The sequence below is a fragment of the Limnospira platensis NIES-39 genome (genome assembly GCF_026000695.1).
GTDB lineage: Bacteria > Cyanobacteriota > Cyanobacteriia > Cyanobacteriales > Microcoleaceae > Limnospira > Limnospira platensis.
Genome location: NZ_AP026945.1, coordinates 817,127 through 838,979 on the forward strand (window position 1 = coordinate 817,127; position 21,853 = coordinate 838,979).

Consider the following 21,853-nt stretch of genomic DNA (forward strand, 5'->3'; position numbering starts at 1 on the left):
AAATTATCCATTCCTAGATATCTTTCCCCCTAGCAATAGGCATCCGCCAACCTGTGCCAAAGGCGCGATCGCTAATTTTCAACCCAGGGGGTGCTTGGCGGCGTTTAAATTCCGCGCCCATGACTAATTTTACTATACGTTCGACAGTTTGGCAATCATGTCCGGCTTCAATAATTGTGGGGACAGATTCGTGTCTTTCGATAAGTCGATAAAGAATATCATCTAAGATATGATAGGGTGGCAGAGAATCACTATCAAATTGACCGGGTTTTAATTCGGCGCTGGCGGGTTTAATCAGGACATTATTAGGGATAATTTCTCGACCTCGGCTTTCATTTAACCATTTACAAATTGAGTAAACACGGGTTTTCGGCACATCTGCAATGACCGCTAAACCACCATTCATGTCACCATAAAGGGTACAGTATCCGACGGCGATTTCTGACTTGTTACCTGTGGAGAGTAACAGATGACCGAATTTGTTGGAAATTGCCATTAATAAAGTGCCCCTAATTCGGGATTGCATATTTTCTTCAGCAATGCCAAATTGAGTTCCGGCGAACAAATTATATAGGGTGCTGTCGAAGGCATTCATAACCGACTCAATGGGCAGTGTTTGGGTAGAAATTCCCAGGTTTTTGGCTAAATCCAAAGCATCTTCAATGGAATGTTCGGAACTGTAGGGAGATGGCATCAAAACCCCCAAGACTTGCTGACTTCCTAGGGCTTCGGTAGCAATAGCTGCCACCAGGGAAGAATCAATCCCCCCACTCAACCCAATTACCACCTTAGAAAAACCACATTTTCGGGTGTAGTCTTTCACGCCCAAAACCAAAGCCTGCCAAATCTCGTCATCTGAATCGAGTAATTGTGTATCCTCAATATTGGCAGAATCACCGACAAAAGTAGAGGTGTTAAAATCCCATTCAATTATTTGTAAATCGGTCTGAAAAGCGGCTAAACTTTTAACTACATCTCCTGAGCCATTAATCACTAAGCTACAGCCATCAAAAATGAGGTCATCATTAGCGCCAACCTGATTATTATAAATAATGGGAATTCCGTAGCGGCGGGCGCTGTGACTTAGCATGGCTTTTCGTAATTTTTGTTTACCGGCGCGATAGGGGGAACCGGACAAATTTACTACCCAATCAACATGGCGATCGCTTAAATCTTTCATGGGGTCGCAGCTATAGTTACGCTGTGCCCAAAACTTCTCATCATTCCACAAATCCTCGCAAATACTCACCCCAATTTTTACTATCTCCTCTGACCGAGGTTTTTTGAGTGTGAAAAAATCACTGGTTGGGGCGGGTTCAAAATAGCGATGTTCATCAAAGACATCATAGGTGGGGAGTAAACGTTTATGGAACATCTGTTTAATCTCACCACCCATTAATAATGCTGCTGTATTAAAGAGGGGTTTACCACCCAATTGGCTGGCGGTATGATTCGGGGAAACTGTCCCGACTAAAACGGCTAATTCTACGGGGAGTTGTTGGGCGAGTTTTTCGAGTTGTTGTTGGGCGGCATTAATAAAACTGGGGCGGATTAATAGGTCTCGTGGGGGATAGCCAATTAGGGCTAATTCGGGGGTGAGGAGTAAACTAGCATCCTCGTTAATAGCCCACTGGGCTGCTTCCAGAATTAGTTGAGCATTACCTGTTAAATCACCGACAGTGGGGTTAATTTGAGCGATCGCAATTTTCATAACTTCACTACTACCATTTAGGATTGTGGATAAAGATTACCAGATATGAATTGTTAATTTCCCTAATCTTGGCATCTGGTGGTTAGGTAATCTGAAATAACTCAAATCATGGTTATGTTTCCTGAACTGAAATATCCCCCTTAAATCTTAGTAGCCAGGGTCAGGTTGACTAAGTATGGCAAAATCGGGTTTTGGTCAATATTTCTGCTGAGTTTAAATCAATTTATCAGGATTGACTATTGCCAGTCACCATGGTATCATAAATATGAGAAACCTTGGGGAGACTATCACCTAGGGGGTGGCGATCGCCAGGATTCATGAACGGACAAAAACCCTCATTTGAATCATCATAGTAGGAATGGCTGTAGGGCGAGATATCCTCAAATTAACCATTAGTGGCGGCTGCGTCCTGGGTAGCTTGGCATTTCCCCCCCTCGTGGCGGCAGAAGGAATGGTCTGGGGTCCCATCTTAGCAGAGGCATTAGGGAATGTGGCGGCGGGGAATACGGCTAATGCGATCGATGCGCTACTTGACGCAGGAGAGGGGGGAGTCTCCCTAGAAAATCATGACTTAACCAAAGCGGTGGGAAAAGCGATCGCCGCCGTCATTACCCTCGCCGCCAAACAACAGCGCGGCCAAACCCGCCAATATTTAGAAAAAATCGCCGCCCAAGCTAAGGATAACTGGGTCGCGATCGCTCAACAAGAACTCACCCAGCAACGCTACCCGGCACTGCGAGAAGCCAAGCTCGATCAATTCCTTACCCCGGAAGAATACCAACTCACCCAACAAGGCAACCTCACCGCTACAGAATGGGGCGATATTTTCATCCGCCTCAACATGGCTGCTTGTAAAGGGGGTGGGTTTCCCATTCCCGCACAGGTGCGTCAACAAGTCGCCGAATTACTGCATACCACCTTCCCCAAAGCCTTGCGAGAAACCCTCAAAGAAGACTTTGCTAATGATGGGAAAGCATGGGCTGGGTTAACCTTGCAGTTACTCACCCGAATGCAGGCACAACTGAGTCAACTGCAAGCCAGTCAAGGGGGGATGAAGGCTGAGGAATTCAGCCAAATCCTGCAACAATTCCAGGAATTAGAAACCCAGTTACGGGGAACTGTCGCCCAGCAGCAGGCATTTTTTAACCAGATTTCCCACCGTATTGATTCCGGTTTTGCCGAAGTTTGTCACCAGTTGGGGGTGATGGAAACCACTATCACCGGATTGTTACAAAGCCTAGAGGAACGCCTAGAGGAGTTGCGCCAAGAAGTGACGGAATTTCGTCAAGAGGTGCGGCAGGGGTTCGAGTCGCTGCACAATCAACCGGGGGGGCGACAGTTATCTAAACAGGAGTATCGCCAACGTCAAAGTGTATTGACTCAGATGCGAACCGAGGTAGAAAGCCGTTTAACCCAGTCTATCCACCGGGCGGCGATCGTGAATTTGGGCAAGGAACAGCAACCCCAGCAGGTGCAACGTCCTTGGGATATGTCCGTGAAGGTGGGGGAACGACACAACGTTCAGTTACCTCCTCAGACGACGATTCTGGATGTGTTTGATAATTCCATAATTTCCGGCAAGTTCCTGATTTTAGGGAAACCGGGGGGCGGAAAAACCACGACGTTATTAGAGTTAGCGAAAGCCTTGATTGAGCGAGCAAATGGGGATAGCAAGGCCCGGATTCCGGTGATTTTGGAGCTTTCGACTTGGCAGGAGGTGACAAAACCCAAGTTTTTGCCCTTTGGAGATCGGGAAAAATATGACCCTTCGATTAAGGAGTGGGTTTTGTCTCAGCTTATGAGTAAGGGGGTGAGTCAGGAAATTGGGGAAGAGTGGCTCCAGCAGAAGAAGTTAGTGCTGTTGTTGGATGGGCTAGATGAATTGCAACCGGAACGTCAGGGGAAGTGTGTCCGGGCAATTAATCAGTTTTTAAGCAGTGAATTTTCGCCGTTGCATTTGGTGGTGTGCAGTCGCAAGGAGGAATATGAAGACTATGAGGAGATGTTGCACTTAAATGGGGCGATTTGCTTGGAGGATTTAACGAATGAGCAAATTCGGCATTATTTTGCCTCAGTCAATCTAGAGGAATTTTGGGAAAGTATCAAAGGTTCGGAGAAGATTGTTGATTTTATTCGTCAGCCGTTGTTTTTGGCGGTTACGAGTCTTGCTTATCAGCAGATTGACGTTGAGGAGTGGCAGAATTGCAATACAGAAGAGAAGGCGATCGATTATTTGCTGGGTGTTTATCGAGTGGCGATGCTGAGTAAAAACCAAAAAAGTAAATGCTGCAAATCCAGTAACTCAACAGAATACTTGTCTACACAGCCTAGATTGGTCAAAATTGCCCAATTTATGAAAATAAAACAATTAGAATCATTTAATTGCTCAGAAACAAATTTATTTTTTATAAAATCTAATCTTCAAAAGACAATAATTAATGGCATTGCATTAGTGCCAATTTTTGTATTATTTTCGATTATTTTTTGGGGTTTAAACCAAGTTATAAAGTCACATGAAAGTACAATTTTACTTGTGGTATTGTCATTGAACTCATTTAACGTTGTTGTAACTTGGGTTATTGGGGTTGCTTATTTTTTTGTAAATCGTAAATTCAGAAACAGGATATCAAATCAATGGTTAGGCAATATACCTCGACAGTTTGACCTGATTAAAGTATCGATGGATGTATTATGGCAAGAAGTAGATGTAAATAGGGTTTTGAAATCTTATCTGAGGTTTTTATGTTTCTTCTTAGTCTTATTGGTTTCATCAGTTGTCTCACAAATATTTTTAACTATAAGCATAATTATAAGTATATTAATTATTCCTAAAAAAATGCTTATTTTGTTGACAATTCCGTCAACATTTATTACGATTTTGGGGTTAGAATTTTATAACTTTTTTCGCCGCTTGATGCTACGTCTCATCCTAGGATTTACTGGCATTATGCCCTGGAATATTACCCGCTTCCTCGACTACTGTACAGATCGCCTCATCCTGCAAAGAGTCGGCAACCGCTACCGCTTCATCCATCGCCTGGTGCAAGAACACTTCGCCAACTTGGAAATCGAGAAAGAGTAAAGCGTATCGAAGAAAATCCTTTCTTAACACCCAGTCAAAATATTACTGTATTATCAACCCCATAAAACCATGAACCAAACTCAATATCAACTTTCCCTAAGTTTTGAACAAGTTTTGAGCCTAGTCAAACAACTGCCAGAGGCTGACAAATTAAAACTCAGTGAAGCGTTATCCAAAGAATTGCTAGATAGCAAACTGACTCATCTTCTCGAAATTTTCAAGACTGATGAAATCTCTTTAGAAGAAATTACCCAAGAAGTTGAAGCCGTGAGGACAGAAATTCATGACCAGCAAACCGCCCATTTTTGTGCATTCTAATCCAGCTACATAGAAACCCAGTTTCTGGAAAATTGACTATAATAGTAGTCACCCCCTTAGCCCCTCCTCAACTTAAATCAGTTTAAGGATGAGTTGGCGTAAATTAAGTACAATTAGAAATCAATCACTAATCGGAAAGACTCATGCTGAACATACAACTAGACCCCGAAACCGAAGCCCGTTTAGTGGAAATTTTAGCCAAGGAAAAAACGACCAGCGATGAATTGATTAAACGCTTGGTTCAAGAACGCTGGTTGAGTTTACAACCCCGCAAGACTATTGTCGAAAGACGTGGGGGACATCCTGAACATCTGTTAGAAGATGCGCCGCCTGATTTGTCCGAAAGGGCTAATCGCAAAAAGGCGATCGCTGACTATTTGAAAAAGAAACATCCTCAATACGATTTGCCATGACCTACTATCCTGTAATTCTTATAGATAGTGGAATTCTAGTCGCTTACTACAGTTCCAAAGACCGCTATCATCAACAGGTACGAGTCTTCTTTGAAAGATGTACCAGTAACCTAGTGACTACTGTTGGCTGTGCTACTGAGGTGATGTGGCTATTAGGTTCAGATTGGCGTACCCAAAATGAGTTTCTTCATGATATGGCGACAAAACTTTATGAATGTATCCCACTGCTGCCTGAAGATTTTTCCCGCATTGCTGAACTGAATCAGCAATATGCAGATTTGCCCGGAGATTTTGCGGATTTGTCTCTAATTGTTATTTCAGAACGGCTGAATATTCCAGCTATTGCGACTTTAGATAGTGATTTTGATGTGTATCGGCGTTATCGAAACCAGGCTTTTGAACGGGCATTTATCCCTGAATCATGAAGCAATTTTTATTTACGGTTATCGATGATTTTCAGGAGTTAGTGATAAAAACTCAAATCAATGCTTGAGTAATGACGGCAGCACCAGGATGGAAGTTTCAAGAGGATTTGTTGTTTGCATTAAAAAAACCAGCTTCTTGGCATTGGGCTACAATAGTATCAACCCTTACCCCGTCCTCAACATGACATTCACCACAGATAATCCTGTAACTTGGCAATACCTAGACATTGATGCTCAAAATCAGGCAAAAATTGCCAATAGTCGCGTTTCAGTTTCCCAACTGATTCAAGAAAAACACGCCCACGGGTGGAGTCCAGAAGAACTGCACTTTCAACACCCAGAAATCCCACTTGCTGCCATTTATTCTGCCCTCAGTTATTACTACACCTATCAACCCCAGATTGATGCTCAAATTGCTCAAGAACAGGAAGAAATTCAGAACCTGCAAGCTGATTTAATTACAATGGGAGTCGGTCATCATACTGCCGATTTTAAACAAAGGCTTCAGCAAAAACGGCAGCAGCAGCAAGGATGAAAATGGCAATCTCTTACTATTTCGATGCTCCAGTCCATCGAGCGATTAAAATTGGTTTACAACTGAGAGGGGTTGATGTTATGACCGCTCAATAAGACAATAATAGTAGTGCTATTGATGAAATAATTTTGAGTCGTTCTGTGCAACTCAAGCGTCCTCTTGTAACCACAGATCACGATTTTTTAGTTTTAGCTAAAAATTGTGTTGCTCAAGGTGAAGCGTTTACAGGGATTTTCTTTTTAAGTCCTAAAGTTTCCATTGGTTATGCGATAGAAGAGTTAGAGGTTTACGCCAAAATTGGAGAATTAGAAGATTTCGCCAATCAAGTAATTTTTGTTTGATGTTGAACTGCTGCCGCTTTATCCATGATGAGGAAAAGCCATGAACTTTGTTGTTTGCATCAAAAATACAGACTGTGCGGCTTCCCTAGAAGTCCGCAAGATTTATCAAGTCTTACCCGACTCAAAAGCTAATCTTCATCAAATGATTCGGATAATTGATGAATCAGGGGAAGATTATCTCTACCCCCACGACTATTTTATGCCCATTGAACTATCCCCTCCTCTGCAACAAGTTCTGGAAATGTCTTAGATTTAGTGGAATCAAAGAAACCGGGTTTCTGTCAAGGTTTCTGTATCCTAACCGAGATATCCATAGAAACCCCGTTTCTCGGCATTTAGCTACAATGGGATGATTTAGCGTAAATCCGGTAGAATTAGAAATCAATCACTAATCAGAAAGGCTCATGCTGAACATACAACTAGACCCCGAAACCGAAGCCCGTTTAGTGGAAATTTTAGCCAGGGAAAAAACGACTAGCGATGAATTGATTAAACGCTTGGTTCAAGAACGCTGGTTGAGTTTAAAACCCCGCCAAACTATTGTCGAAAGACGTGGGGGACATCCTGAACATCTGTTAGAAGATGCGCCGCCTGATTTGTCCGAAAGGGCTAATCGAAAAAAGGCGATGTCTAATTACGAAGAAATTCTGCATCAAGCTCAAACTTTAACCTCAGATGAGCAAAAACTTCTGTTAAAAGATCTAGCCACCCTAGTTTCTCAGGGTGAACCCTCTCAAGAGGCGCAAAACACTACTGAATCACCCCGACTGAACTTGAATCGATGGCGTGGTTTTTTACCCAAGCGTGTCGATGCTCTGAAATTTCAATTAAAACTTCGACAAGAATGGGATGCCGAATAAATACCTTCTGGATACTAATATCCTGATTTATTATTTTAATAATCAGCCTGAAGTTCAGGATGTATTTGAGGAAATTGACATCCGACAAGCAGAGGGATTTTACTGTCCAATTACTTGGATTGAATTGCTTTGTTACCCTGGTCTAACCGAAGAACAAGCCAATGAAATGCGAGAATTTTTAAGGCTAATTAACTGCGTATCATTGACCGAAGCCGTTTTAGATACTGCGGCGATAATTAGACGAACTTATCGCTTAAAACTGGCTGATGGTGTCATTGCCGCTTGTGCTTTAGTCACCGGATGTATTTTGGTAACTCGCAATGTTGATGATTTTAAGCGCATTGACGGGTTAAGTTTATGGAATCCATTTGATAATTGATGTCGTCAATAAACCTGGTTTCTGGAAATTTGGCTATAATAGTAGTCACCCCCCCTTAGCGACTCCTCAACTTAAATCGGTTTAAGGATGAGTTGGCGTAAATCAGGTACAATTAGACATCAATCCAAAATCAGAGGGATTCATGCTGAACATACAACTAGACCCCGAAACCGAAGCCCGTTTAGTGGAAATTTTAGCCAAGGAAAAAACGACCAGCGATGAATTGATTAAACGCTTGGTTCAAGAACGCTGGTTAAGTTTACAACCCCGCCAGACTATTGTCGAAAGACGTGGAGGACATCCTGAACATCTGTTAGAAGATGCACCGCCTGATTTGTCCGAAAGGGCTAATCGCAAAAAGGCGATCGCTCATTATTTGCAAAAGAAATATCCTCAATATGATTTGCCATGACCTATTATCCTGTAATTATTGGATATAAACGGCTGAAATTAGCAGTAAACATTGAAGGATAAAATCATGCCCATTATTAAAATTTCTAAGCAGTATTTAATTGACCAAAATGAGGAATTTATTACCGTAGATGTGCCTGCTTCAGTGGTAGCCCTCTGGCAACGGGATTATGCCAAGGTTGCCCAAGCCAAGGGATTGCTAAAAGATAAGCGAGACAAAATCCGGGCGCATCTCGACACAATTCGTCAGGAGTGGGAGCGATGAAGTATCTCTACGACACCAACATATTTATTGACTACTTGGCTGACGAAGCAGCAATCTTGCCATTTTTCTCAGAATCATTTATCAGACAAAATGAGGTGATTATTTCCTGCATTGTGCGAATTGAGTTGCTGAGTTTCCCAGAATTATCCAATGAGGAAGAAGCGGTCATTACTGATTTGTTGATGCAGTTTGAACAAGTCCCCCTACTGCCCCAAATTGAAGATCGCACCATTCAATTACGGCGACATAACCGCCTCAAACTTCCCGATGCCCTGATTGCGGCAACTGCATTGCACTGCTCTGCTTGTGTGATGACTAGAAATGTGGATGACTTCAAGCGCGTACCTGAGTTAACATTATGTAATCCCTTTGAAGGGGTGAAGGAGGGTAATGATACAGATTAACCATTCCCCACCCAAGCTGCCAAATCATTTGTAACGGCTAATGGGCGAAGAAAAAATTTTGTTTAACGGCAGTTTACTAATACTTAGCTTATGAAAATTACAGCAATTATTCATCCAGCAGAAGAAGGTGGCTATTGGGCATAAGTTCCAGCACTTCCGGGTTGTATTACCGAGGGAGATACTATAGAAGAGGTTCGGCAAAATTTACAAGATGCTGTTCAGGGGTGGCTCACTGTTGCGAATAATAGCCTAAACAAAATAGAGCCAACATAGTCATCGGCTCAAATATCTTGTAAAATTTCTGGCGTTAAGCCTCGTTGTTGTGCTTTGTCTGAAATTTCTGCCATCACCTCAGTTAAACGCTTGTCGTATAAGTTTCCTCGTAAAAATAACTCAACAATATGACTTAACTGTTTCTGGATTTCCGGGTTAGCCTGTTCAAATGCCACCTTAATCTCTTCATCAACTTGAAGAATAATACTAGCCATAGTTTTCTTGTCCATTGTCAAGTTAGGATTAGGGGTCGAGATAGACCTCACGGTCTACCCCTCCCATTCAAAACCGTACTTGAGACTTTCACCTCATACGGCTCCTAGTCTGACCGTCTCTTTGTTAAGAGTACAGCGACATCTCTATGTCAAGAGCTGTCTTATCATCGCGGGTGTGGCGATGTAATAGTTGAAGATTCTTGTATTCATCCTTTCCGCCATGGCTTCTAGGTACAATGTGGTCTACTTCAATTAAATCTGATGGGGTAAAGAATTGCCCACACCAGGTACATCTACCTTTTTGTTTCTTGAGTAGTTTTGCTACCCTAATTGGCGTATCGATTGCTTGTCCTCTCCTGGTTGCCCAGTAAGTCCAATTTCCGTCATAAAGTGTTGCGTCAGGGCGTATCAGGGTATGTCTGACAATCGGAGTCCAATTATGTTTCCATAGTTGGTATCCATCTTTAGTCTGGAACAACCAAGATTCATGTCTTTCTTTCCCATTGCTAAGTTTAATCGTTCCATGTCTGAAATAATTACTTAGCTTTTCGTAGTTCACCCCTTTGCATCTTGATGCTGTCCATGCCCGTAACATTTGCCAGATTATATTGTCTAGTTTAGTGAAGGTCTCTGCTGAGACTACCGCTGAATAATAGTTTGACCATCCCCGAATAATCGGGTTTAGTTTACTAATCAGGGTTGATTGAGGTGTTGTTCTATATTGTTTTATTACACCTTTAATCACTTCTGTGTGGGCTTTGATTGCTTTATTACTGGGTTTGATGTGGGTTTTGTGGCCGATTAATCGGCTTGCTGCTCCACCAGTTTTTCCAGATTTATATTTTCCTACCAGATATTGCCTGATATTGAATCCTAGAAAATCGAACCCTGGATTCTCTGTCTTACCGTCATACTCAATAGTTTTGAGTGTGTGACAGATTCGAGTCTTTTCAGGTTTTATTTCTAGTCCTACAGGTTTTAGCCATTCAGAAATAGCAGTCTTGCACTGTTCAATGATTCCTAGGTCTTTGGAGATGACCACAAAATCATCGGCATATCTTATAAGGTTCACCTGAGTGGTTGTTCCTTTATTAGGATATATTTCTTTAACTAGCCTTTCTATTCCCAACAGTGCGATGTTGGCGAGTATTGGACTTATTACCCCTCCTTGGGGTGTCCCTGTTTCTGTATCCTCGAATACACCGTTATCTAGCACTCCCGCTTTGAGCCATTGTTTCAGGTCTCTTTTTAGGCGGCTTGGACAATGAATTTTGGACAGTAGGTATTCATGGTTCACGGTAAGAGCATTTTGCTATATCCGCGTCAAGAACATAGTACTGTCCTTGATTTATGGCAGTATAAATTCTGCTAATTGCGTCATGGGCTGACCGTCCTGGACGGAACCCATAGCTTGTGCCTTCAAATCTCGATTCCCATTCAGGTTCGAGAGCCGATTTAACCAAGGCTTGCCTTGCTCTATCTTGGATTGTGGGTATTCCTATTCCAGCTTTTTTCATCCCTACCAGGTTTTGGAATCCAAACCCGTCGCAGTGGTTTTGCTTTGAGGTTTCCCTTAATGTTCTTAACAAGCTCAAACCTTTGTCTTGAAGAGATTGCTCTTACTCCATCAACTCCGGCTGTTTTCTTGCCTTGACCCGCTTGGGGGGGCGGGTTTATTAAGCTGACTGTTGGGAAGCATGGCTGACCGTGGAACCCGCCCCTACAGTCGCACTGCTAGGAGCCTGGCATAATATGATTTCACCAATAGACGTTGCAACCTTCTTACCTTTGCATCTTGTCCCGATTTAGCTGCTTGGAATATACTCTTTTGGAGCTTGAAAACTTTCCGTTGAACCTTAGTCCACGGGATTGCCTTCCATGCGTTGCTCGTAGTCTTGATTGGTTTTGGTTTCCCAAATCCTTTCTTTAAACTCGCTATCGCCATATGTACACCTACTAGACTCTATTCTTACAATCAAACCGTGACCTGTCAGCGTATCCCTATCATTACAGTCGGGCGTTGGCTTTTGGTCACATCTCACATCCTCTAGGACTTGCGGTTACACTTATCCCTACTGATATCTCGACCAGATAATCAGAGTCCAGGAGGACTTAAAACGTTCCGTTTATATGGGCATTCCATCTTTAGACTTGTCCTTTCCACCGGGGTACTTTAAAAGTCTGTGTAGGTATCTCAAACAAAATCCTACTTTTCCCCTTACTCTTTTGAGCGCAGCGTATCAACCTGTTTCGCTGCCTAATTTTTACGATGGTTCAAGCCGGACATTCGGTTTCCCTAATCATGGATGGTTGGCAGTGGTCTCGATTCTGGTGTTGGGTTACACCTTGGAGCCTTCCGTTCCCCGCTTCAATCCTGAGGTTGTGATTCCCAAAACTGGGGGTGGCTGTTATGGTCGAAAGGGAAGTCACCTTCCCCGACTCCACTTCAAAACCGTACTTGAGACTTTCATCTCATACGGCTCCTGATGTGAATACCCCTTTGTCAGTGGGAACAGGGCTACAACCCCCTGCTTTATGACCTCAACTTTCGGAGCTATATACACACGTAGTCATTAACTCGTTTTCGTCATAACACTCTTAGTTGTTGTGGTCTCTATATCCACACCGTGACTAGTGGGCATATCCTAACCATTACAGTTAGGCATTAGCTTTCAGTCACATCCTTTTCCCTTAAAGGCATACGCTTACACTTTTCGCTACTCCACAAGTACATCCTGCCACTTGAGAGCCAATGAGGGGTTTAAACGTTCCATCTATGCGGGCATTCCATCTTTAGATTCGTCCTATCCACCGGGGTACTTTAAAGGTCTGTGAAGGTGGTGGTAATATACCCCTTCTTTTCCCCGTGCTCTTTTGAGCGCAGCGTATCAACCTATTTCGCTACTAGAGTATTACGATGGTTCAAGCCGGACATTCGGTTTCCCTAATCATGGATGGTTGGCAGTGGTCGCCTCTGGTAGTAGGTTCTACTTCACGCCTTCCGTTCCCCGCTTCAATCCTGGGGTTATGATTCCCAAAACTGGGGGTGGCTATCGCCGTTACTCTCAACCTTACGTTATACTCAAGGGGTTCACAACTCCCCTCTTTTTTTCGCTCAGTCTTGACCTTGAGTCTCTCTGCCTTATCTGGTTGTCGAAGCCAGATGTTGAGACACATAGATAGTTATGGGATGGTCAGGGGTGCGAATCCCTTATATTCCACCAAGGGGTGGAAGTCCCACTAGGAGGTTATTTAAGGCATTGCAGCCCTATTTCACTCCTAAACGTCTCGCACATCGCCGTTACTCTTAACGCAATTGTTAAGGAATCCTTAAGATTTCCGGTTTTGCGTTTTGACCTTGAGTTCCCTGCCTTGTTTTGTATATTTCTATACCAAACGTTGGGACATCTAAACAGTTATGAGGATGTTCAGGAGTGCGCTCCTTATATTCAACTAAGGGGCTGAAGTCCCCACCAGGCGGTTATTTCAGGTATTTCAACCTTATTTCATGCCTGAACGTCTCGCACGTTTGACAAAATTATAGCACCATATCACCCCCCCCGTTTAGCTATCCCTCCGTTACGGTGGTTGTCCCCCAACCCCTCGCGCTCGTGGCGACTGCCGCAATACCTAGAAAGAGACCCGGATTTTCTCTCCATATAGCGACTCGCCAACTTAAATCGGTTTAAGGATTAGGTCAAGAATGAGTCCAAAAATTATTGTATAGACGGGAGTTTGAATCGCTTTTCTCCTGCCCAACGATAACTTCGGGATTCATGCTTAATATAGAACTAGACCCAGAAACCGGATTTCTTGGTATTTTGCTACAAAGGTAAACGATCGCCTTTTGTCCAATCAGCGGCAAGCCAACGCCAAGCAGCCGACCATTGGCAAGCTGAAGGAGTCGGCACCGCCTCTGGCGGCAATTCGGGAGAATTGGCGAGGATTAGGTTTTCAGGTTTGAGTTAGTGTTCGTCTTTTTCAACTAGGAGATAGCTATGATTGCAGCCAAAGAAAAAGGGCCGTACTTTACGCCGGAGGAGTATTTTGCTTGGGAGGAGCAACAACTCGAAAAGCATGAGTTAATCGATGGTCGCGTGTATGCGATGACGGGTGGCACGCAAAATCATAGTGCGATCAAAATTAATATCGTCAGCCTCATCAAAGCGCACTTGCGGGGAAGTCGATGTCGAGTTTTTAATTCGGATCTAAAGGTCAATATTCTTGATACCTCTAACTATACTTATCCTGATTTGAGTGTGACTTGTGACGATCGTGATCGTGAGCATACACAATACATTACCTATCCCTGTCTAATTGTCGAGGTTTTATCCCCCAGCACTGAGGCTTATGACCGGGGCAAGAAGTTTGAAATGTACCGCCAAAATCAGAATTTGGTGGATTATGTATTAGCCAGTTCGGAGGAGATTGCGATCGATATGTATCACCAAAACGAGGCGGGGGATTGGTTAATTCTGAGCTATCGACCGGGCGATGTTGTCGAGCTAAAAAGTATTGGATTAAGTGTGGCGATAGAGGAATTTTACGAAGAGGTTGTCTTCGAGTAGGGCAATGATTCACTGTTGTTATGAGCTAAGAAATAGTTATGATCGCAGCCAAAGAACAAGGGCGCTACTTTACGCCGGAGGAGTATTTTACTTGGGAGGAGCAACAACTCGAAAAGCATCAGTTAATCGATGGTCGCGTGTATGCGATGACGGGTGGTACCAGAAATCATAGTGATGTGGCTGGTAACTTTTTAGCGATTATCAAGCCTCATCTCCGAGGCAGTGGTTGTAAAACCTACAATTCTGATTGTCGCGTAAATGTTCTCAACACTGACAACTATATCTATCGAGATCTGAGTGTTGCCTGCGATCCGAGAGACAATTCTAGCGCCCAATACATTACCTATCCCTGTCTAATTGTCGAGGTTTTATCCCCCAGCACCGAGGCTTATGACCGGGGCAAGAAGTTTGAAATGTACCGCCGCAATCCGAATTTGGTGGATTATGTGTTAGCTAGTTCCGAGGAGATGGCGATCGATATGTATCACCAAAACGAGGCGGGGGATTGGTTAATTCTGAGCTATCGACCCGGCGATGTTGTCGAGCTAAAAAGTATTGGATTAAGTGTGCCGATAGAGGAGTTTTACGAAGAGGTTGTGTTTGAGCCATCGTCTAATGCGGTTTAGTGTACAAGATGGATGACTCCAGTGCGATCACCCATATCTCCACCCGCCACCCCCACCAAAGCAGCCTCAAACCGTGTAACTTCCTGGGTGTTAGAATAATCCCTAATGTTCCAGGCATCAATATGAAGTTCGAGCGCGACACTATCGTAAAATTAACCATCGGTAGCGGGTGCGTCCTGGGTAGCTTGGCGTTCCCCCCCCGTATCGCCGCAGAAGGGATGGTCTGGGGAAACATCTTAGCCACGGCGTTAGGGAATGTGGCGGCGGGGAATACGGCTAATGCTGTTGATGCTTTAATCGATGCACGAGAGGGGAGAGTTTCCCTAGAAAATCAGGATTTAACCAAAGCAGTCGGGAAAGCGATTCTCTACGAGACGCTACGCGAACGCCGCCGTTATCACCCTCGCAGCCAAACAACAGCGGGGCAAAACCCGCGAATATCTCGAAAAAATCGCCGCCCAAGCCAAGGATAACTGGGTTGCGAACGCCCAACAGGAACTAGCCAAACAACGTTACCCCGACCTGCGAGAAGCCAAACTCGACCAATTCCTTACCCCCCAAGAATACCAACTCACCCAACAAGGGAACCTCACCGTCACCGCATGGGGCGATATTTTTATCCGCCTCAATATGGCAGCCTGTAAAAGGAGAAACCTCACCCAGCAGCAGGCATTTTTTAGGGAGATTTCCGGCACAATTGAGTCCGGTTTTGCGGAAGTCTGTCAACGGTTCGGGGTGATGGAAACCCAGATAACTCAGTTGTTGCAAGGACTGGAAAGAACCCTCGAAAGTTTGGTGGAGGAAATTCGATCGCATTTTGATGCGGCTAACCCCCATCTTTCCTTAGCAGAATGGCGAGCCATTGCCGAGTTAATGCTGCCTAACCGACAGGTATTCTTAACGGCTAATCCGGCATTTAAGCGGGTGGAGATTTATGTGCCGTTGGCATTGGTGGATCTATACCCAACTAAGGAACGGAAACCGGGGCTAAGTCTGGAAAACCGAGAACAGTGGGAACGGGAAGAAGAGAGAATGACTCCTATCAGTGAGGATGAGTTTTTTAATCAGGTTTTGCGACAGGGAAAAACTCCCCAAAGTCAGGGGCGACGGATTGCCGTTATTGGTGAACCGGGGTCAGGAAAAACCACACGGTTACAGGCGATCGCTGATTGGATATTGGCAGAAAATCTGGGCATCCCCATTTGGGTTGACTTGGCACAATTTACCCAACCGACCCTAGTAGATTATCTGGAAAACTGGCTGAAGTCGGCGAGAGTTCAAGGAGCGATCACGGAGCGTGGCGGTAGCCGTATCGCTTCTGTCCAAGACCATAAAGAGAATCTCTGGTTATTGATGGATGGGTTGGATGAAATGGTAGCCCGGATTGAACGGATCCATGTGTCCCAGTTCTTAACCGGGTGGGTGGGGTTAGCAAGGGCGATCGTCTCTTGTCGGGTGAATGTTTGGGAATCCGATAAAAATGCCTTTTCCGGGTTTGATGTATATCGGAATTTACCCTTTCAGTCGGAGCAGATGGAAACCTTTATCCGGCGATTTTTTGCCCAGAGTGATTAAAAACAGTAACTCCTGGCAGTAAAGGCTTGTAGCTTTTTGAGGCTAAGGTGCATATCCCCTTGATTCTGTATAACATCCACCTTTAAAAAAGGCTGAACCCCTTTTTAACATAGTTGCTTTCAGGCAATACACTATGCTTCTTGCTACAATGTTTGTGTAGACTTCAACTTAGGTGCAATATGTCCCCAATGAGCGCCCCAGGAAAATTCCCAGCCACCTCTCCTCCTCTACGTTGGGATGAAGCCGGAGGTATCCGCATAGGTTCAAGCAGAGTGACTCTGGATAGTCTACTTGCTACTTACCACAATGGCTCGACTCCTGAAGAAATCGCTATTCAATTTTCAGTTCTGAGTTTAGAAGACATATACAGTACGATTGCTTATTATCTAAACCATCGTCAGGAAATTGACAGTTATTTAGAGCAACGTAATCAAAAAGCTGAACAACTCAGACAACAACTTACCCAAAAACACAACCTAGTCGATCTCAGACAGCGCTTGCTTACTCGTCAGTCACAAAAATAATTGGAACAAAATGCGCCTTCTTACTGACGAAAATTTTAACGGGGCTATATTGCGTGGTCTAATGAGACGCTTGCCTACTGTGGATGTAATTCGTGTTCAAGACGTAGGGTTAAGGAATACAGATGATCCAGTTATATTGGAATGGGCGGCGAACGAGGGACGTATCTTGCTGAGTCATGATGTAGCCACTATTACGATGTATGCTTGCGATCGCGTCAATCAAGGATTACCTATGCCAGGAGTTGTTTAAGTGATAGCGAGAGCCCCCATTGGCAAGATCATTGATGACTTAGAACTATTTATTTGTTGCAGCGAACCTGGAGAATATGAGGGTCAAGTTCTTTTCATACCTTTCTATCTTATTCCCAAACTTTCACCAATAAAAACCCCGACCTAGGGAATTGGATCGGGGTACAGGGCAATTAAGCTAATTCTATGGGGATTATTACCGCATATCCCAGAGAGCCTTAAAAAGCGTCTCAGCTAGTTTCCTGGATGTGGCATTCCTGGCAGCCTTGAGCGCAGCCCCAGACACTTTGTTCCCTTTGTGGTATGCTCTAGTTACCCAATAAACTCTAAGCGAATGAGCCTCTGGAGATTTTGGTAGGCAATCGTAGGGGGTTGTCGCGATCGCACCTTCGCCCGGTTTCTGTTCACGATGAGTCCCCCTCTCGACTGCCCGAACAACAAACTGATGCAACACCGATCGCGCCTCTTTGCTTCCTGTGAAACTACTCCGAGTGTCAGCCTTTCCAGATTGCACTTGAGTAGACCCCAAACCGCAAAGCTGCCGGAATCGTCTCATAGCCTTAGACTTAGGGAGACATTTAAACATCTCATCAAACGGAACGCACCGGGTAAGTAGCCAGCCCCGTTCTCGGCAGCCAAAACCAAACTTGTCAAACACCCGATGGTAGCAATCAAACTCTGGTAGGTTCAGATAGCTTAGTAGCTCTTGCTCTACCATTGCCTCTGACTGATGCCACATACAAATCTGTTGGGCTAGTCGGGCAGTTATTTCACTGATGCCAGTGCCTTCCCCCGCCGCGATCGCCTTCGCGTATTCATTGTCAAACTTGGTTTTAATCCCTTTGGGAATTTCCCAACTACCTTGGGAAGTCCAGCCACAAGCCCAACCCCACCACGCAGGCAGTTTGTCCGGGTCTAATTTCCCAGATTCTTTTTTAACTCTAACTTTTGCTTTGGCTGGAAACTCATAGACCAGTCGAGACTTGGCTTGGTTTATCGTTTGGGTGCGGGGCTTGTTGAATGACCCAATATCTCTTAGGCATTGTTCAATTTTCGCTACTTCTGGCGGCCGCTCCCTTACCCAATACCTGCGATCGTAGGCAATTTGGTAATGCTGGAAGTATGTGGCAACCATGAGCAAAGCATCGTAGGGGTCAGACTTGTTAGACGTTCCCCCATAGCTTTTCCGAGTGTCCTTAATCATCGTCTGATCTACTTTCAGCACAGGGATTCCCTCCCGATGTAAGCAGTCAATCCAGAATCTGCTATAAGTTCGGGTCGGCTCTAATATCACCACAGACGGCTCCAAAGACACAAGAAACTGGATAGACTTTGCATTTGCTTCTAGCTTTCGGTGGCACTCAGCAAATGCGGGAGACTCGTAAAAATCCCGCAACGCACCCGCTGGCATAAATTCTAGCCACACGGCATCGCACCACGATGAGCTAACATCAAGGCCTACAATTAAACTATTCATTTTTAACCTCTAGTGTTGTGGTTAATCGTTCCCACGAAGCTGTTACGGCTCTCGCCCATTCTATCTGGGGGAACAAATCTCCCTAGAATCTAGCCGGGGTTGGAACCCGGCTAGAAGCAATTATTGACTTCTGCCCCCAGTAACAGGTTGGGGAGGGAAACCTCCCATTTCAATTCGGGGGGGCTAGTTATCAATGCGGTGGGAATCACCCGGTTATCCGCGACTTCCCCCCAGGTGTGAGGGGAAAGTTTCGTCCTTTACCGGCTAGGACTCATCAGGCGGTGAAATCTAGATTTTCTAAAGCTGATAGTGTATATTCCAAGTCTGCATAAATTTGATTGTGATACATTTCAAGCTGCATTGCATAATTATGCACATCTTGGAATCGTTCATCATTAGAGATAAAATCGATAACTCTTAGGTGAGTAATGGTGTTATCAATTTCCATTTTGGCTTTAATTAAACAGTTCGAGAAAGAGACTGCCTCTCGTGTCAAATCGACCCACGCGCAAAGAGAATTTTCATCCTCGCCAAACAAGTGACCAGGAAAATCCGCTGATGTTTTTTGTCCAGGCGGTGAAACCCGCTAGGCAAATTGGCGGCCTCGGCTTTTGGTTTGACCATAGGCTTTTTACCTATATATAGGGTGTGCTTTTGCGATCGCCTGACCAACCCCAAGGCGATCGCATCAATCTACCAGCTTCCCCGCTCTCAACATCCGGCTTTTTACCTATCGCGCTCGAATAATGGAAGACCCGCAGCACGCTGTACGGGGAAAACAAGAAGTCAGTCTCGATGACGTTAACGGAAACAGCCGTCGGGCTACTGGATCAGATGGCTCTGGAGCTAAATCTGAATCGGTCCGAATTGGTGGAACAGATTGCCAGGGGGATAATTTCCAGTCAAGCGGGGAAAGTGTCCCCGGAACAGGCGGGAAAATTCTAGACCTGTTGGAGGAGTTGTTTGCTGGTTTCCATGAGTATGTCAAAAGCCATGAGGCTCGATTAGAGCAAAGACTGCAAGCCAACCGAGACTATCAATCTCAAATGAAAAAACAAATGGAGAACATCCGACAGGAGATTCTCCAACAGGTTTCTAAATAAATTAAGCGCCCTTCGTGTCCACGAAGGGTGCTTTCTATTTTGGCACGCTGCTAAACCCTCAAGAAACAAATGGACTATGGCACAACACTTTTCTAACCTTCAAACTGTCACCGGTGAAAAGGCGATCGCTAATAAAGTCACCGATTCCGTCACCCTGGGTGACGCAAAAGTTAAAAATTTAAACGCGCCGTTACGCGCGATCGCTCATAACCCGACCGACACAATCCCAAGCGTTCCTTCAGAAGTGCTGGAACTTGAGTCCAAAGTGCTGGAACTTCAGTCCGAAGTGCTGGAACTACGAGAACTTATCGGGAGGAATTATGCAGCTTTCCGCCAAGTCGCCCGTTATCTTGATGTGGCGATCGCCCTAAATTTTAGCGACCTTCCTTGTGCCCATAAGCTCCGGTTGGCTCGTGATATAGCCAAGCAATCCTACGGCAACATTTTGGCTATAAATAGTCGAGTGAGATCTGGGGAAGATGATAACAGGGGGTCAGGCCGATGAGGGAAAAATCTAAGTCACCGAGGCAGCTTTCCGTCATAATATCGTCACCCTGGGTGACGGATTCTGAAAGTGTAGAACCATTCGATCCGGCTTGGGATGATATGGATGTCTTTATGGCGCTGGACAAATGTCCGAATCAAGACCACAAACAACTCGCCCAATCCACTGATATCCCGATATCTCGTGTAGTCAAGTCTCTGGAAAGGTTACGCGAGAAAGGTAAGGTTAAGTATTTGGGATGGATAGCCGTCACCCTGGGTGACGAAAATTTATCCCCGGTGAACACTTCTCAGAGCGATCGCCTAACTGTTCGCTGGAAAGCTAAGTCAACCGCCCAAGACACCAACGGGAATAAATATGCTTACCTATATAGGGGAAAAAAGCAGGTTTGTTACCTTGCCGGCCCCCATCTATCGGAAAAAGCTAAAGCGATCGCCGACCAAATAGAACAGTGGATCGAGTCCGGCTTATCTCTCGAAACTATCCTAGAAAAACTTCCCGCACTTAAATCGGGTGGTTGGAAATCCCCAGATAGCAACTCCTGAATTTTCCACCGGAGGAGATTTGAACCCCCCAAAAACTTTATGATTTAGCAAAAAAATCAAGGAGCATTTCCCAACCCCAAACGGCGCTATCTGCTACTGTACAGTGGTTAGCGCCGTTAGCCGTGTGTGAGAATGTTTGATGTTTTAGACAAAATACCAAGCAGCCCCGTTTAGTGCTAAAATTGGCGGAATCTAGGGCAGTTACTTCTCGATCTGTGTTTGGCTAGTAGCACCCACTTTCCTCTGATGTCTGGCAACCTCAAGTTATCGACTGCCCTAGATTTCATCAATTGCCTTTCTTACTTTGCTAGGGTCAGCATCAATGTAACGCTGCAATGACGACATTGATTTATGACCGGTAATCTCCATTATCGTCCGGGTACTAATTCCCTTGTCGTAGAGTTTGGTAATGAAAGTGCGGCGGTAACTGTGAAGCGAATAGCCTTCATTCTGTAATCCCAGTTGAGCGATCGCTTTTCTGTGGAAAGAGTCGATCGCTTGAACTGTCACCGGTGAACTGTGGTCGGATGGGCTAGGAAAAAGCCAGACACTACCACCAGGTCGGTAGGTTCTCAGAACTTCTCTCAATTTTTGGGAGACGGGAACCTGTCTCACCCCAGCATCTTTCCCAGCCGATCGCTTCCTAGTTTCTGACCTAAAAGTAATCTCCGGCAAGGCAATCTGAGAACTGCCATCGGCGTAGACATCAGAAACTTGCAACAACCTAACGGCTCCCACCCGTTCCCCGGTGTATCTCATTATGGAAAGTAGAGTTTGTTGCCAGGGATATTTGCAGCGTTTGATTATCTTGTCGGCGATCGCGTCGGGAATGACGGAGGCTTTACCAATGCGGTTTTTTTTCATGAGTTCATTTCTGTGGGGAATTTCCCCCAGTTGCCTAGCCGACGAGGTAAAGCGATCGGCTTACCTATATGAATATTGTAGGGTTCGGGCGGGGAGAATATTAGTTTTTGCGCCGACTTGGGGGAAAGTTTGGCGGCGAGCGATCGGATCAGCCTTCTCTATATTTGTTTACTAACCGGTAATAC

Annotated in this window: 34 protein-coding genes and 1 pseudogene; 24 read left to right on the plus strand and 11 right to left on the minus strand. The window is 44.8% G+C overall.

The window, feature by feature from the left end; translation table 11 throughout:
- Positions 1-13 precede the first annotated feature (13 nt).
- Complete coding sequence (locus N39L_RS04180; protein ID WP_006617888.1) at positions 14-1,711, minus strand: NAD+ synthase; 1,698 nt, start codon at positions 1,709-1,711, stop codon at positions 14-16.
- Between the two features lie 358 nt (positions 1,712-2,069).
- Between N39L_RS04180 and N39L_RS04185 the strand changes: the two genes are divergently transcribed.
- The 13 genes from N39L_RS04185 to N39L_RS04245 all read left to right on the plus strand — a co-directional run bounded on the left by N39L_RS04185 (position 2,070) and on the right by N39L_RS04245 (position 9,417).
- On the plus strand, positions 2,070-4,793 hold the full coding sequence (locus tag N39L_RS04185; RefSeq protein WP_014274382.1) for an NACHT domain-containing protein: 2,724 nt from the start codon (positions 2,070-2,072) through the stop codon (positions 4,791-4,793).
- A 69-nt stretch (positions 4,794-4,862) separates the two neighbouring features.
- Positions 4,863-5,111 carry a type II toxin-antitoxin system VapB15 family antitoxin gene (vap15, locus tag N39L_RS04190; RefSeq protein WP_006617886.1) on the plus strand — a complete coding sequence of 83 codons (249 nt, stop codon included), beginning with the start codon at positions 4,863-4,865 and terminating at the stop codon, positions 5,109-5,111.
- A 143-nt stretch (positions 5,112-5,254) separates the two neighbouring features.
- Complete coding sequence (locus N39L_RS04195; protein ID WP_006616065.1) at positions 5,255-5,524, plus strand: hypothetical protein; 270 nt, start codon at positions 5,255-5,257, stop codon at positions 5,522-5,524.
- Positions 5,521-5,949: a type II toxin-antitoxin system VapC family toxin gene (locus N39L_RS04200; protein WP_006616064.1), complete on the plus strand. Its 429-nt coding sequence runs from the start codon at positions 5,521-5,523 to the stop codon at positions 5,947-5,949. The genes N39L_RS04195 and N39L_RS04200 overlap by 4 nt, the downstream gene beginning before the upstream one ends.
- Before the next feature lie 136 nt (positions 5,950-6,085).
- On the plus strand, positions 6,086-6,484 hold the full coding sequence (locus N39L_RS04205) for a DUF433 domain-containing protein (protein ID WP_231852089.1): 399 nt from the start codon (positions 6,086-6,088) through the stop codon (positions 6,482-6,484).
- Between the two features lie 140 nt (positions 6,485-6,624).
- Positions 6,625-6,825 carry a hypothetical protein gene (locus N39L_RS04210; protein ID WP_006616062.1) on the plus strand — a complete coding sequence of 67 codons (201 nt, stop codon included), beginning with the start codon at positions 6,625-6,627 and terminating at the stop codon, positions 6,823-6,825.
- A 40-nt stretch (positions 6,826-6,865) separates the two neighbouring features.
- Positions 6,866-7,075 carry a hypothetical protein gene (locus N39L_RS04215; RefSeq protein WP_006616061.1) on the plus strand — a complete coding sequence of 70 codons (210 nt, stop codon included), beginning with the start codon at positions 6,866-6,868 and terminating at the stop codon, positions 7,073-7,075.
- Between the two features lie 154 nt (positions 7,076-7,229).
- Positions 7,230-7,685 (plus strand): hypothetical protein, encoded by a 456-nt coding sequence (locus N39L_RS04220; protein ID WP_014274385.1) that lies wholly within the window; start codon positions 7,230-7,232, stop codon positions 7,683-7,685.
- Entirely contained in the window at positions 7,675-8,064 is a 390-nt protein-coding gene (locus tag N39L_RS04225; protein ID WP_006617884.1) for a type II toxin-antitoxin system VapC family toxin, read from the plus strand. Before N39L_RS04220 ends, N39L_RS04225 begins: the two co-directional genes overlap by 11 nt.
- Before the next feature lie 142 nt (positions 8,065-8,206).
- A complete protein-coding gene (locus tag N39L_RS04230; protein ID WP_006617883.1) occupies positions 8,207-8,476 on the plus strand; it encodes a hypothetical protein in 270 nt (89 codons plus the stop codon).
- Positions 8,477-8,542: 66 nt separating this feature from the next.
- The gene (locus tag N39L_RS04235; RefSeq protein ID WP_006617882.1) at positions 8,543-8,740 is read left to right on the plus strand and encodes a hypothetical protein; all 198 of its coding nucleotides are present in this window, start codon (positions 8,543-8,545) and stop codon (positions 8,738-8,740) included.
- Positions 8,737-9,144: a type II toxin-antitoxin system VapC family toxin gene (locus N39L_RS04240; RefSeq protein WP_006617881.1), complete on the plus strand. Its 408-nt coding sequence runs from the start codon at positions 8,737-8,739 to the stop codon at positions 9,142-9,144. The genes N39L_RS04235 and N39L_RS04240 overlap by 4 nt, the downstream gene beginning before the upstream one ends.
- 183 nt (positions 9,145-9,327) lie before the next feature.
- Entirely contained in the window at positions 9,328-9,417 is a 90-nt protein-coding gene (locus tag N39L_RS04245) for a hypothetical protein (protein ID WP_410223212.1), read from the plus strand.
- Positions 9,418-9,425: 8 nt separating this feature from the next.
- Here the strand turns inward: N39L_RS04245 and N39L_RS04250 are convergent, their stop codons facing one another.
- The 7 genes and pseudogenes from N39L_RS04250 to N39L_RS04280 all read right to left on the minus strand — a co-directional run bounded on the left by N39L_RS04250 (position 9,426) and on the right by N39L_RS04280 (position 12,809).
- Entirely contained in the window at positions 9,426-9,632 is a 207-nt protein-coding gene (locus tag N39L_RS04250) for a hypothetical protein (protein WP_006617880.1), read from the minus strand.
- A gap of 124 nt (positions 9,633-9,756) precedes the next feature.
- The gene (locus tag N39L_RS04255; RefSeq protein WP_014274386.1) at positions 9,757-10,929 is read right to left on the minus strand and encodes a group II intron reverse transcriptase; all 1,173 of its coding nucleotides are present in this window, start codon (positions 10,927-10,929) and stop codon (positions 9,757-9,759) included.
- Positions 10,919-11,149: a reverse transcriptase domain-containing protein gene (locus tag N39L_RS04260; protein ID WP_014274255.1), complete on the minus strand. Its 231-nt coding sequence runs from the start codon at positions 11,147-11,149 to the stop codon at positions 10,919-10,921. The genes N39L_RS04255 and N39L_RS04260 overlap by 11 nt, the downstream gene beginning before the upstream one ends.
- A pseudogene (locus N39L_RS04265) lies at positions 11,109-11,331 on the minus strand (HNH endonuclease). The gene N39L_RS04260 and the pseudogene N39L_RS04265 overlap by 41 nt, the downstream one beginning before the upstream one ends.
- 21 nt (positions 11,332-11,352) lie before the next feature.
- Positions 11,353-11,577: a reverse transcriptase N-terminal domain-containing protein gene (locus tag N39L_RS04270; RefSeq protein WP_014274388.1), complete on the minus strand. Its 225-nt coding sequence runs from the start codon at positions 11,575-11,577 to the stop codon at positions 11,353-11,355.
- Positions 11,578-11,906: 329 nt separating this feature from the next.
- Positions 11,907-12,062, minus strand: coding sequence for a hypothetical protein (locus N39L_RS04275; protein WP_193353188.1), 156 nt, complete (start codon positions 12,060-12,062; stop codon positions 11,907-11,909).
- Positions 12,063-12,554: 492 nt separating this feature from the next.
- Entirely contained in the window at positions 12,555-12,809 is a 255-nt protein-coding gene (locus N39L_RS04280; RefSeq protein WP_035735762.1) for a hypothetical protein, read from the minus strand.
- A gap of 636 nt (positions 12,810-13,445) precedes the next feature.
- Between N39L_RS04280 and N39L_RS04285 the strand changes: the two genes are divergently transcribed.
- The 7 genes from N39L_RS04285 to N39L_RS04315 all read left to right on the plus strand — a co-directional run bounded on the left by N39L_RS04285 (position 13,446) and on the right by N39L_RS04315 (position 17,175).
- Complete coding sequence (locus tag N39L_RS04285) at positions 13,446-13,601, plus strand: hypothetical protein (protein ID WP_014274389.1); 156 nt, start codon at positions 13,446-13,448, stop codon at positions 13,599-13,601.
- A 29-nt stretch (positions 13,602-13,630) separates the two neighbouring features.
- Entirely contained in the window at positions 13,631-14,200 is a 570-nt protein-coding gene (locus N39L_RS04290; RefSeq protein WP_014274390.1) for a Uma2 family endonuclease, read from the plus strand.
- A 38-nt stretch (positions 14,201-14,238) separates the two neighbouring features.
- Complete coding sequence (locus N39L_RS04295; protein ID WP_014274391.1) at positions 14,239-14,826, plus strand: Uma2 family endonuclease; 588 nt, start codon at positions 14,239-14,241, stop codon at positions 14,824-14,826.
- 122 nt (positions 14,827-14,948) lie between these two features.
- The gene (locus tag N39L_RS04300) at positions 14,949-15,299 is read left to right on the plus strand and encodes a hypothetical protein (RefSeq protein WP_231852090.1); all 351 of its coding nucleotides are present in this window, start codon (positions 14,949-14,951) and stop codon (positions 15,297-15,299) included.
- A 157-nt stretch (positions 15,300-15,456) separates the two neighbouring features.
- Positions 15,457-16,401 carry an NACHT domain-containing protein gene (locus N39L_RS04305; protein ID WP_014274392.1) on the plus strand — a complete coding sequence of 315 codons (945 nt, stop codon included), beginning with the start codon at positions 15,457-15,459 and terminating at the stop codon, positions 16,399-16,401.
- A 188-nt stretch (positions 16,402-16,589) separates the two neighbouring features.
- Positions 16,590-16,925 (plus strand): DUF433 domain-containing protein, encoded by a 336-nt coding sequence (locus N39L_RS04310; protein ID WP_231852091.1) that lies wholly within the window; start codon positions 16,590-16,592, stop codon positions 16,923-16,925.
- A 10-nt stretch (positions 16,926-16,935) separates the two neighbouring features.
- On the plus strand, positions 16,936-17,175 hold the full coding sequence (locus N39L_RS04315) for a DUF5615 family PIN-like protein (RefSeq protein WP_006615923.1): 240 nt from the start codon (positions 16,936-16,938) through the stop codon (positions 17,173-17,175).
- 195 nt (positions 17,176-17,370) lie between these two features.
- On the opposite strand, the gene N39L_RS04320 is transcribed toward N39L_RS04315, so the two are convergent.
- Positions 17,371-18,651: an IS110 family transposase gene (locus tag N39L_RS04320; RefSeq protein ID WP_014274393.1), complete on the minus strand. Its 1,281-nt coding sequence runs from the start codon at positions 18,649-18,651 to the stop codon at positions 17,371-17,373.
- A gap of 274 nt (positions 18,652-18,925) precedes the next feature.
- Positions 18,926-19,147 carry a hypothetical protein gene (locus tag N39L_RS04325; RefSeq protein ID WP_126277461.1) on the minus strand — a complete coding sequence of 74 codons (222 nt, stop codon included), beginning with the start codon at positions 19,145-19,147 and terminating at the stop codon, positions 18,926-18,928.
- A 250-nt stretch (positions 19,148-19,397) separates the two neighbouring features.
- Between N39L_RS04325 and N39L_RS04330 the strand changes: the two genes are divergently transcribed.
- The 3 genes from N39L_RS04330 (at position 19,398) to N39L_RS04340 (ending at position 20,804) form a co-directional block, all read left to right on the plus strand.
- Complete coding sequence (locus N39L_RS04330) at positions 19,398-19,754, plus strand: hypothetical protein (RefSeq protein ID WP_014274396.1); 357 nt, start codon at positions 19,398-19,400, stop codon at positions 19,752-19,754.
- A gap of 76 nt (positions 19,755-19,830) precedes the next feature.
- Positions 19,831-20,259 carry a hypothetical protein gene (locus N39L_RS04335; RefSeq protein ID WP_014274397.1) on the plus strand — a complete coding sequence of 143 codons (429 nt, stop codon included), beginning with the start codon at positions 19,831-19,833 and terminating at the stop codon, positions 20,257-20,259.
- Positions 20,260-20,312: 53 nt separating this feature from the next.
- Positions 20,313-20,804: a winged helix-turn-helix domain-containing protein gene (locus N39L_RS04340; RefSeq protein WP_231851938.1), complete on the plus strand. Its 492-nt coding sequence runs from the start codon at positions 20,313-20,315 to the stop codon at positions 20,802-20,804.
- A gap of 276 nt (positions 20,805-21,080) precedes the next feature.
- On the opposite strand, the gene N39L_RS04345 is transcribed toward N39L_RS04340, so the two are convergent.
- Positions 21,081-21,668: a tyrosine-type recombinase/integrase gene (locus tag N39L_RS04345; protein WP_014274399.1), complete on the minus strand. Its 588-nt coding sequence runs from the start codon at positions 21,666-21,668 to the stop codon at positions 21,081-21,083.
- Here N39L_RS04345 and N39L_RS04350 point away from each other — a divergent pair.
- Positions 21,667-21,843 carry a hypothetical protein gene (locus N39L_RS04350; RefSeq protein ID WP_014274400.1) on the plus strand — a complete coding sequence of 59 codons (177 nt, stop codon included), beginning with the start codon at positions 21,667-21,669 and terminating at the stop codon, positions 21,841-21,843. The genes N39L_RS04345 and N39L_RS04350 overlap by 2 nt on opposite strands.
- Positions 21,844-21,853 lie beyond the last annotated feature (10 nt).

Excerpts from the sequence above, each read along its gene's own strand:
- N39L_RS04215 (WP_006616061.1), top strand. The coding sequence starts at position 6,866 with ATGAACTTTGTTGTTTGCATCAAAAATACAGACTGTGCGGCTTCCCTA.
- N39L_RS04240 (WP_006617881.1), top strand. The coding sequence starts at position 8,737 with ATGAAGTATCTCTACGACACCAACATATTTATTGACTACTTGGCTGAC.
- N39L_RS04280 (WP_035735762.1), bottom strand. The coding sequence starts at position 12,809 with ATGTGTCTCAACATCTGGCTTCGACAACCAGATAAGGCAGAGAGACTC.
- N39L_RS04235 (WP_006617882.1), top strand. The coding sequence starts at position 8,543 with ATGCCCATTATTAAAATTTCTAAGCAGTATTTAATTGACCAAAATGAG.
- N39L_RS04270 (WP_014274388.1), bottom strand. The coding sequence starts at position 11,577 with ATGGCGATAGCGAGTTTAAAGAAAGGATTTGGGAAACCAAAACCAATC.
- N39L_RS04260 (WP_014274255.1), bottom strand. The coding sequence starts at position 11,149 with ATGAAAAAAGCTGGAATAGGAATACCCACAATCCAAGATAGAGCAAGG.
- N39L_RS04195 (WP_006616065.1), top strand. The coding sequence starts at position 5,255 with ATGCTGAACATACAACTAGACCCCGAAACCGAAGCCCGTTTAGTGGAA.
- vap15 (WP_006617886.1), top strand. The coding sequence starts at position 4,863 with ATGAACCAAACTCAATATCAACTTTCCCTAAGTTTTGAACAAGTTTTG.
- N39L_RS04335 (WP_014274397.1), top strand. The coding sequence starts at position 19,831 with ATGGCACAACACTTTTCTAACCTTCAAACTGTCACCGGTGAAAAGGCG.
- N39L_RS04180 (WP_006617888.1), bottom strand. The coding sequence starts at position 1,711 with ATGAAAATTGCGATCGCTCAAATTAACCCCACTGTCGGTGATTTAACA.
- N39L_RS04345 (WP_014274399.1), bottom strand. The coding sequence starts at position 21,668 with ATGAAAAAAAACCGCATTGGTAAAGCCTCCGTCATTCCCGACGCGATC.
- N39L_RS04305 (WP_014274392.1), top strand. The coding sequence starts at position 15,457 with ATGGCAGCCTGTAAAAGGAGAAACCTCACCCAGCAGCAGGCATTTTTT.
- N39L_RS04300 (WP_231852090.1), top strand. The coding sequence starts at position 14,949 with ATGAAGTTCGAGCGCGACACTATCGTAAAATTAACCATCGGTAGCGGG.
- N39L_RS04185 (WP_014274382.1), top strand. The coding sequence starts at position 2,070 with ATGGCTGTAGGGCGAGATATCCTCAAATTAACCATTAGTGGCGGCTGC.
- N39L_RS04315 (WP_006615923.1), top strand. The coding sequence starts at position 16,936 with ATGCGCCTTCTTACTGACGAAAATTTTAACGGGGCTATATTGCGTGGT.
- N39L_RS04200 (WP_006616064.1), top strand. The coding sequence starts at position 5,521 with ATGACCTACTATCCTGTAATTCTTATAGATAGTGGAATTCTAGTCGCT.
- N39L_RS04220 (WP_014274385.1), top strand. The coding sequence starts at position 7,230 with ATGCTGAACATACAACTAGACCCCGAAACCGAAGCCCGTTTAGTGGAA.
- N39L_RS04295 (WP_014274391.1), top strand. The coding sequence starts at position 14,239 with ATGATCGCAGCCAAAGAACAAGGGCGCTACTTTACGCCGGAGGAGTAT.
- N39L_RS04225 (WP_006617884.1), top strand. The coding sequence starts at position 7,675 with ATGCCGAATAAATACCTTCTGGATACTAATATCCTGATTTATTATTTT.
- N39L_RS04290 (WP_014274390.1), top strand. The coding sequence starts at position 13,631 with ATGATTGCAGCCAAAGAAAAAGGGCCGTACTTTACGCCGGAGGAGTAT.
- N39L_RS04310 (WP_231852091.1), top strand. The coding sequence starts at position 16,590 with ATGAGCGCCCCAGGAAAATTCCCAGCCACCTCTCCTCCTCTACGTTGG.
- N39L_RS04230 (WP_006617883.1), top strand. The coding sequence starts at position 8,207 with ATGCTGAACATACAACTAGACCCCGAAACCGAAGCCCGTTTAGTGGAA.
- N39L_RS04250 (WP_006617880.1), bottom strand. The coding sequence starts at position 9,632 with ATGGCTAGTATTATTCTTCAAGTTGATGAAGAGATTAAGGTGGCATTT.
- N39L_RS04330 (WP_014274396.1), top strand. The coding sequence starts at position 19,398 with ATGGAAGACCCGCAGCACGCTGTACGGGGAAAACAAGAAGTCAGTCTC.
- N39L_RS04320 (WP_014274393.1), bottom strand. The coding sequence starts at position 18,651 with ATGAATAGTTTAATTGTAGGCCTTGATGTTAGCTCATCGTGGTGCGAT.
- N39L_RS04350 (WP_014274400.1), top strand. The coding sequence starts at position 21,667 with ATGAGTTCATTTCTGTGGGGAATTTCCCCCAGTTGCCTAGCCGACGAG.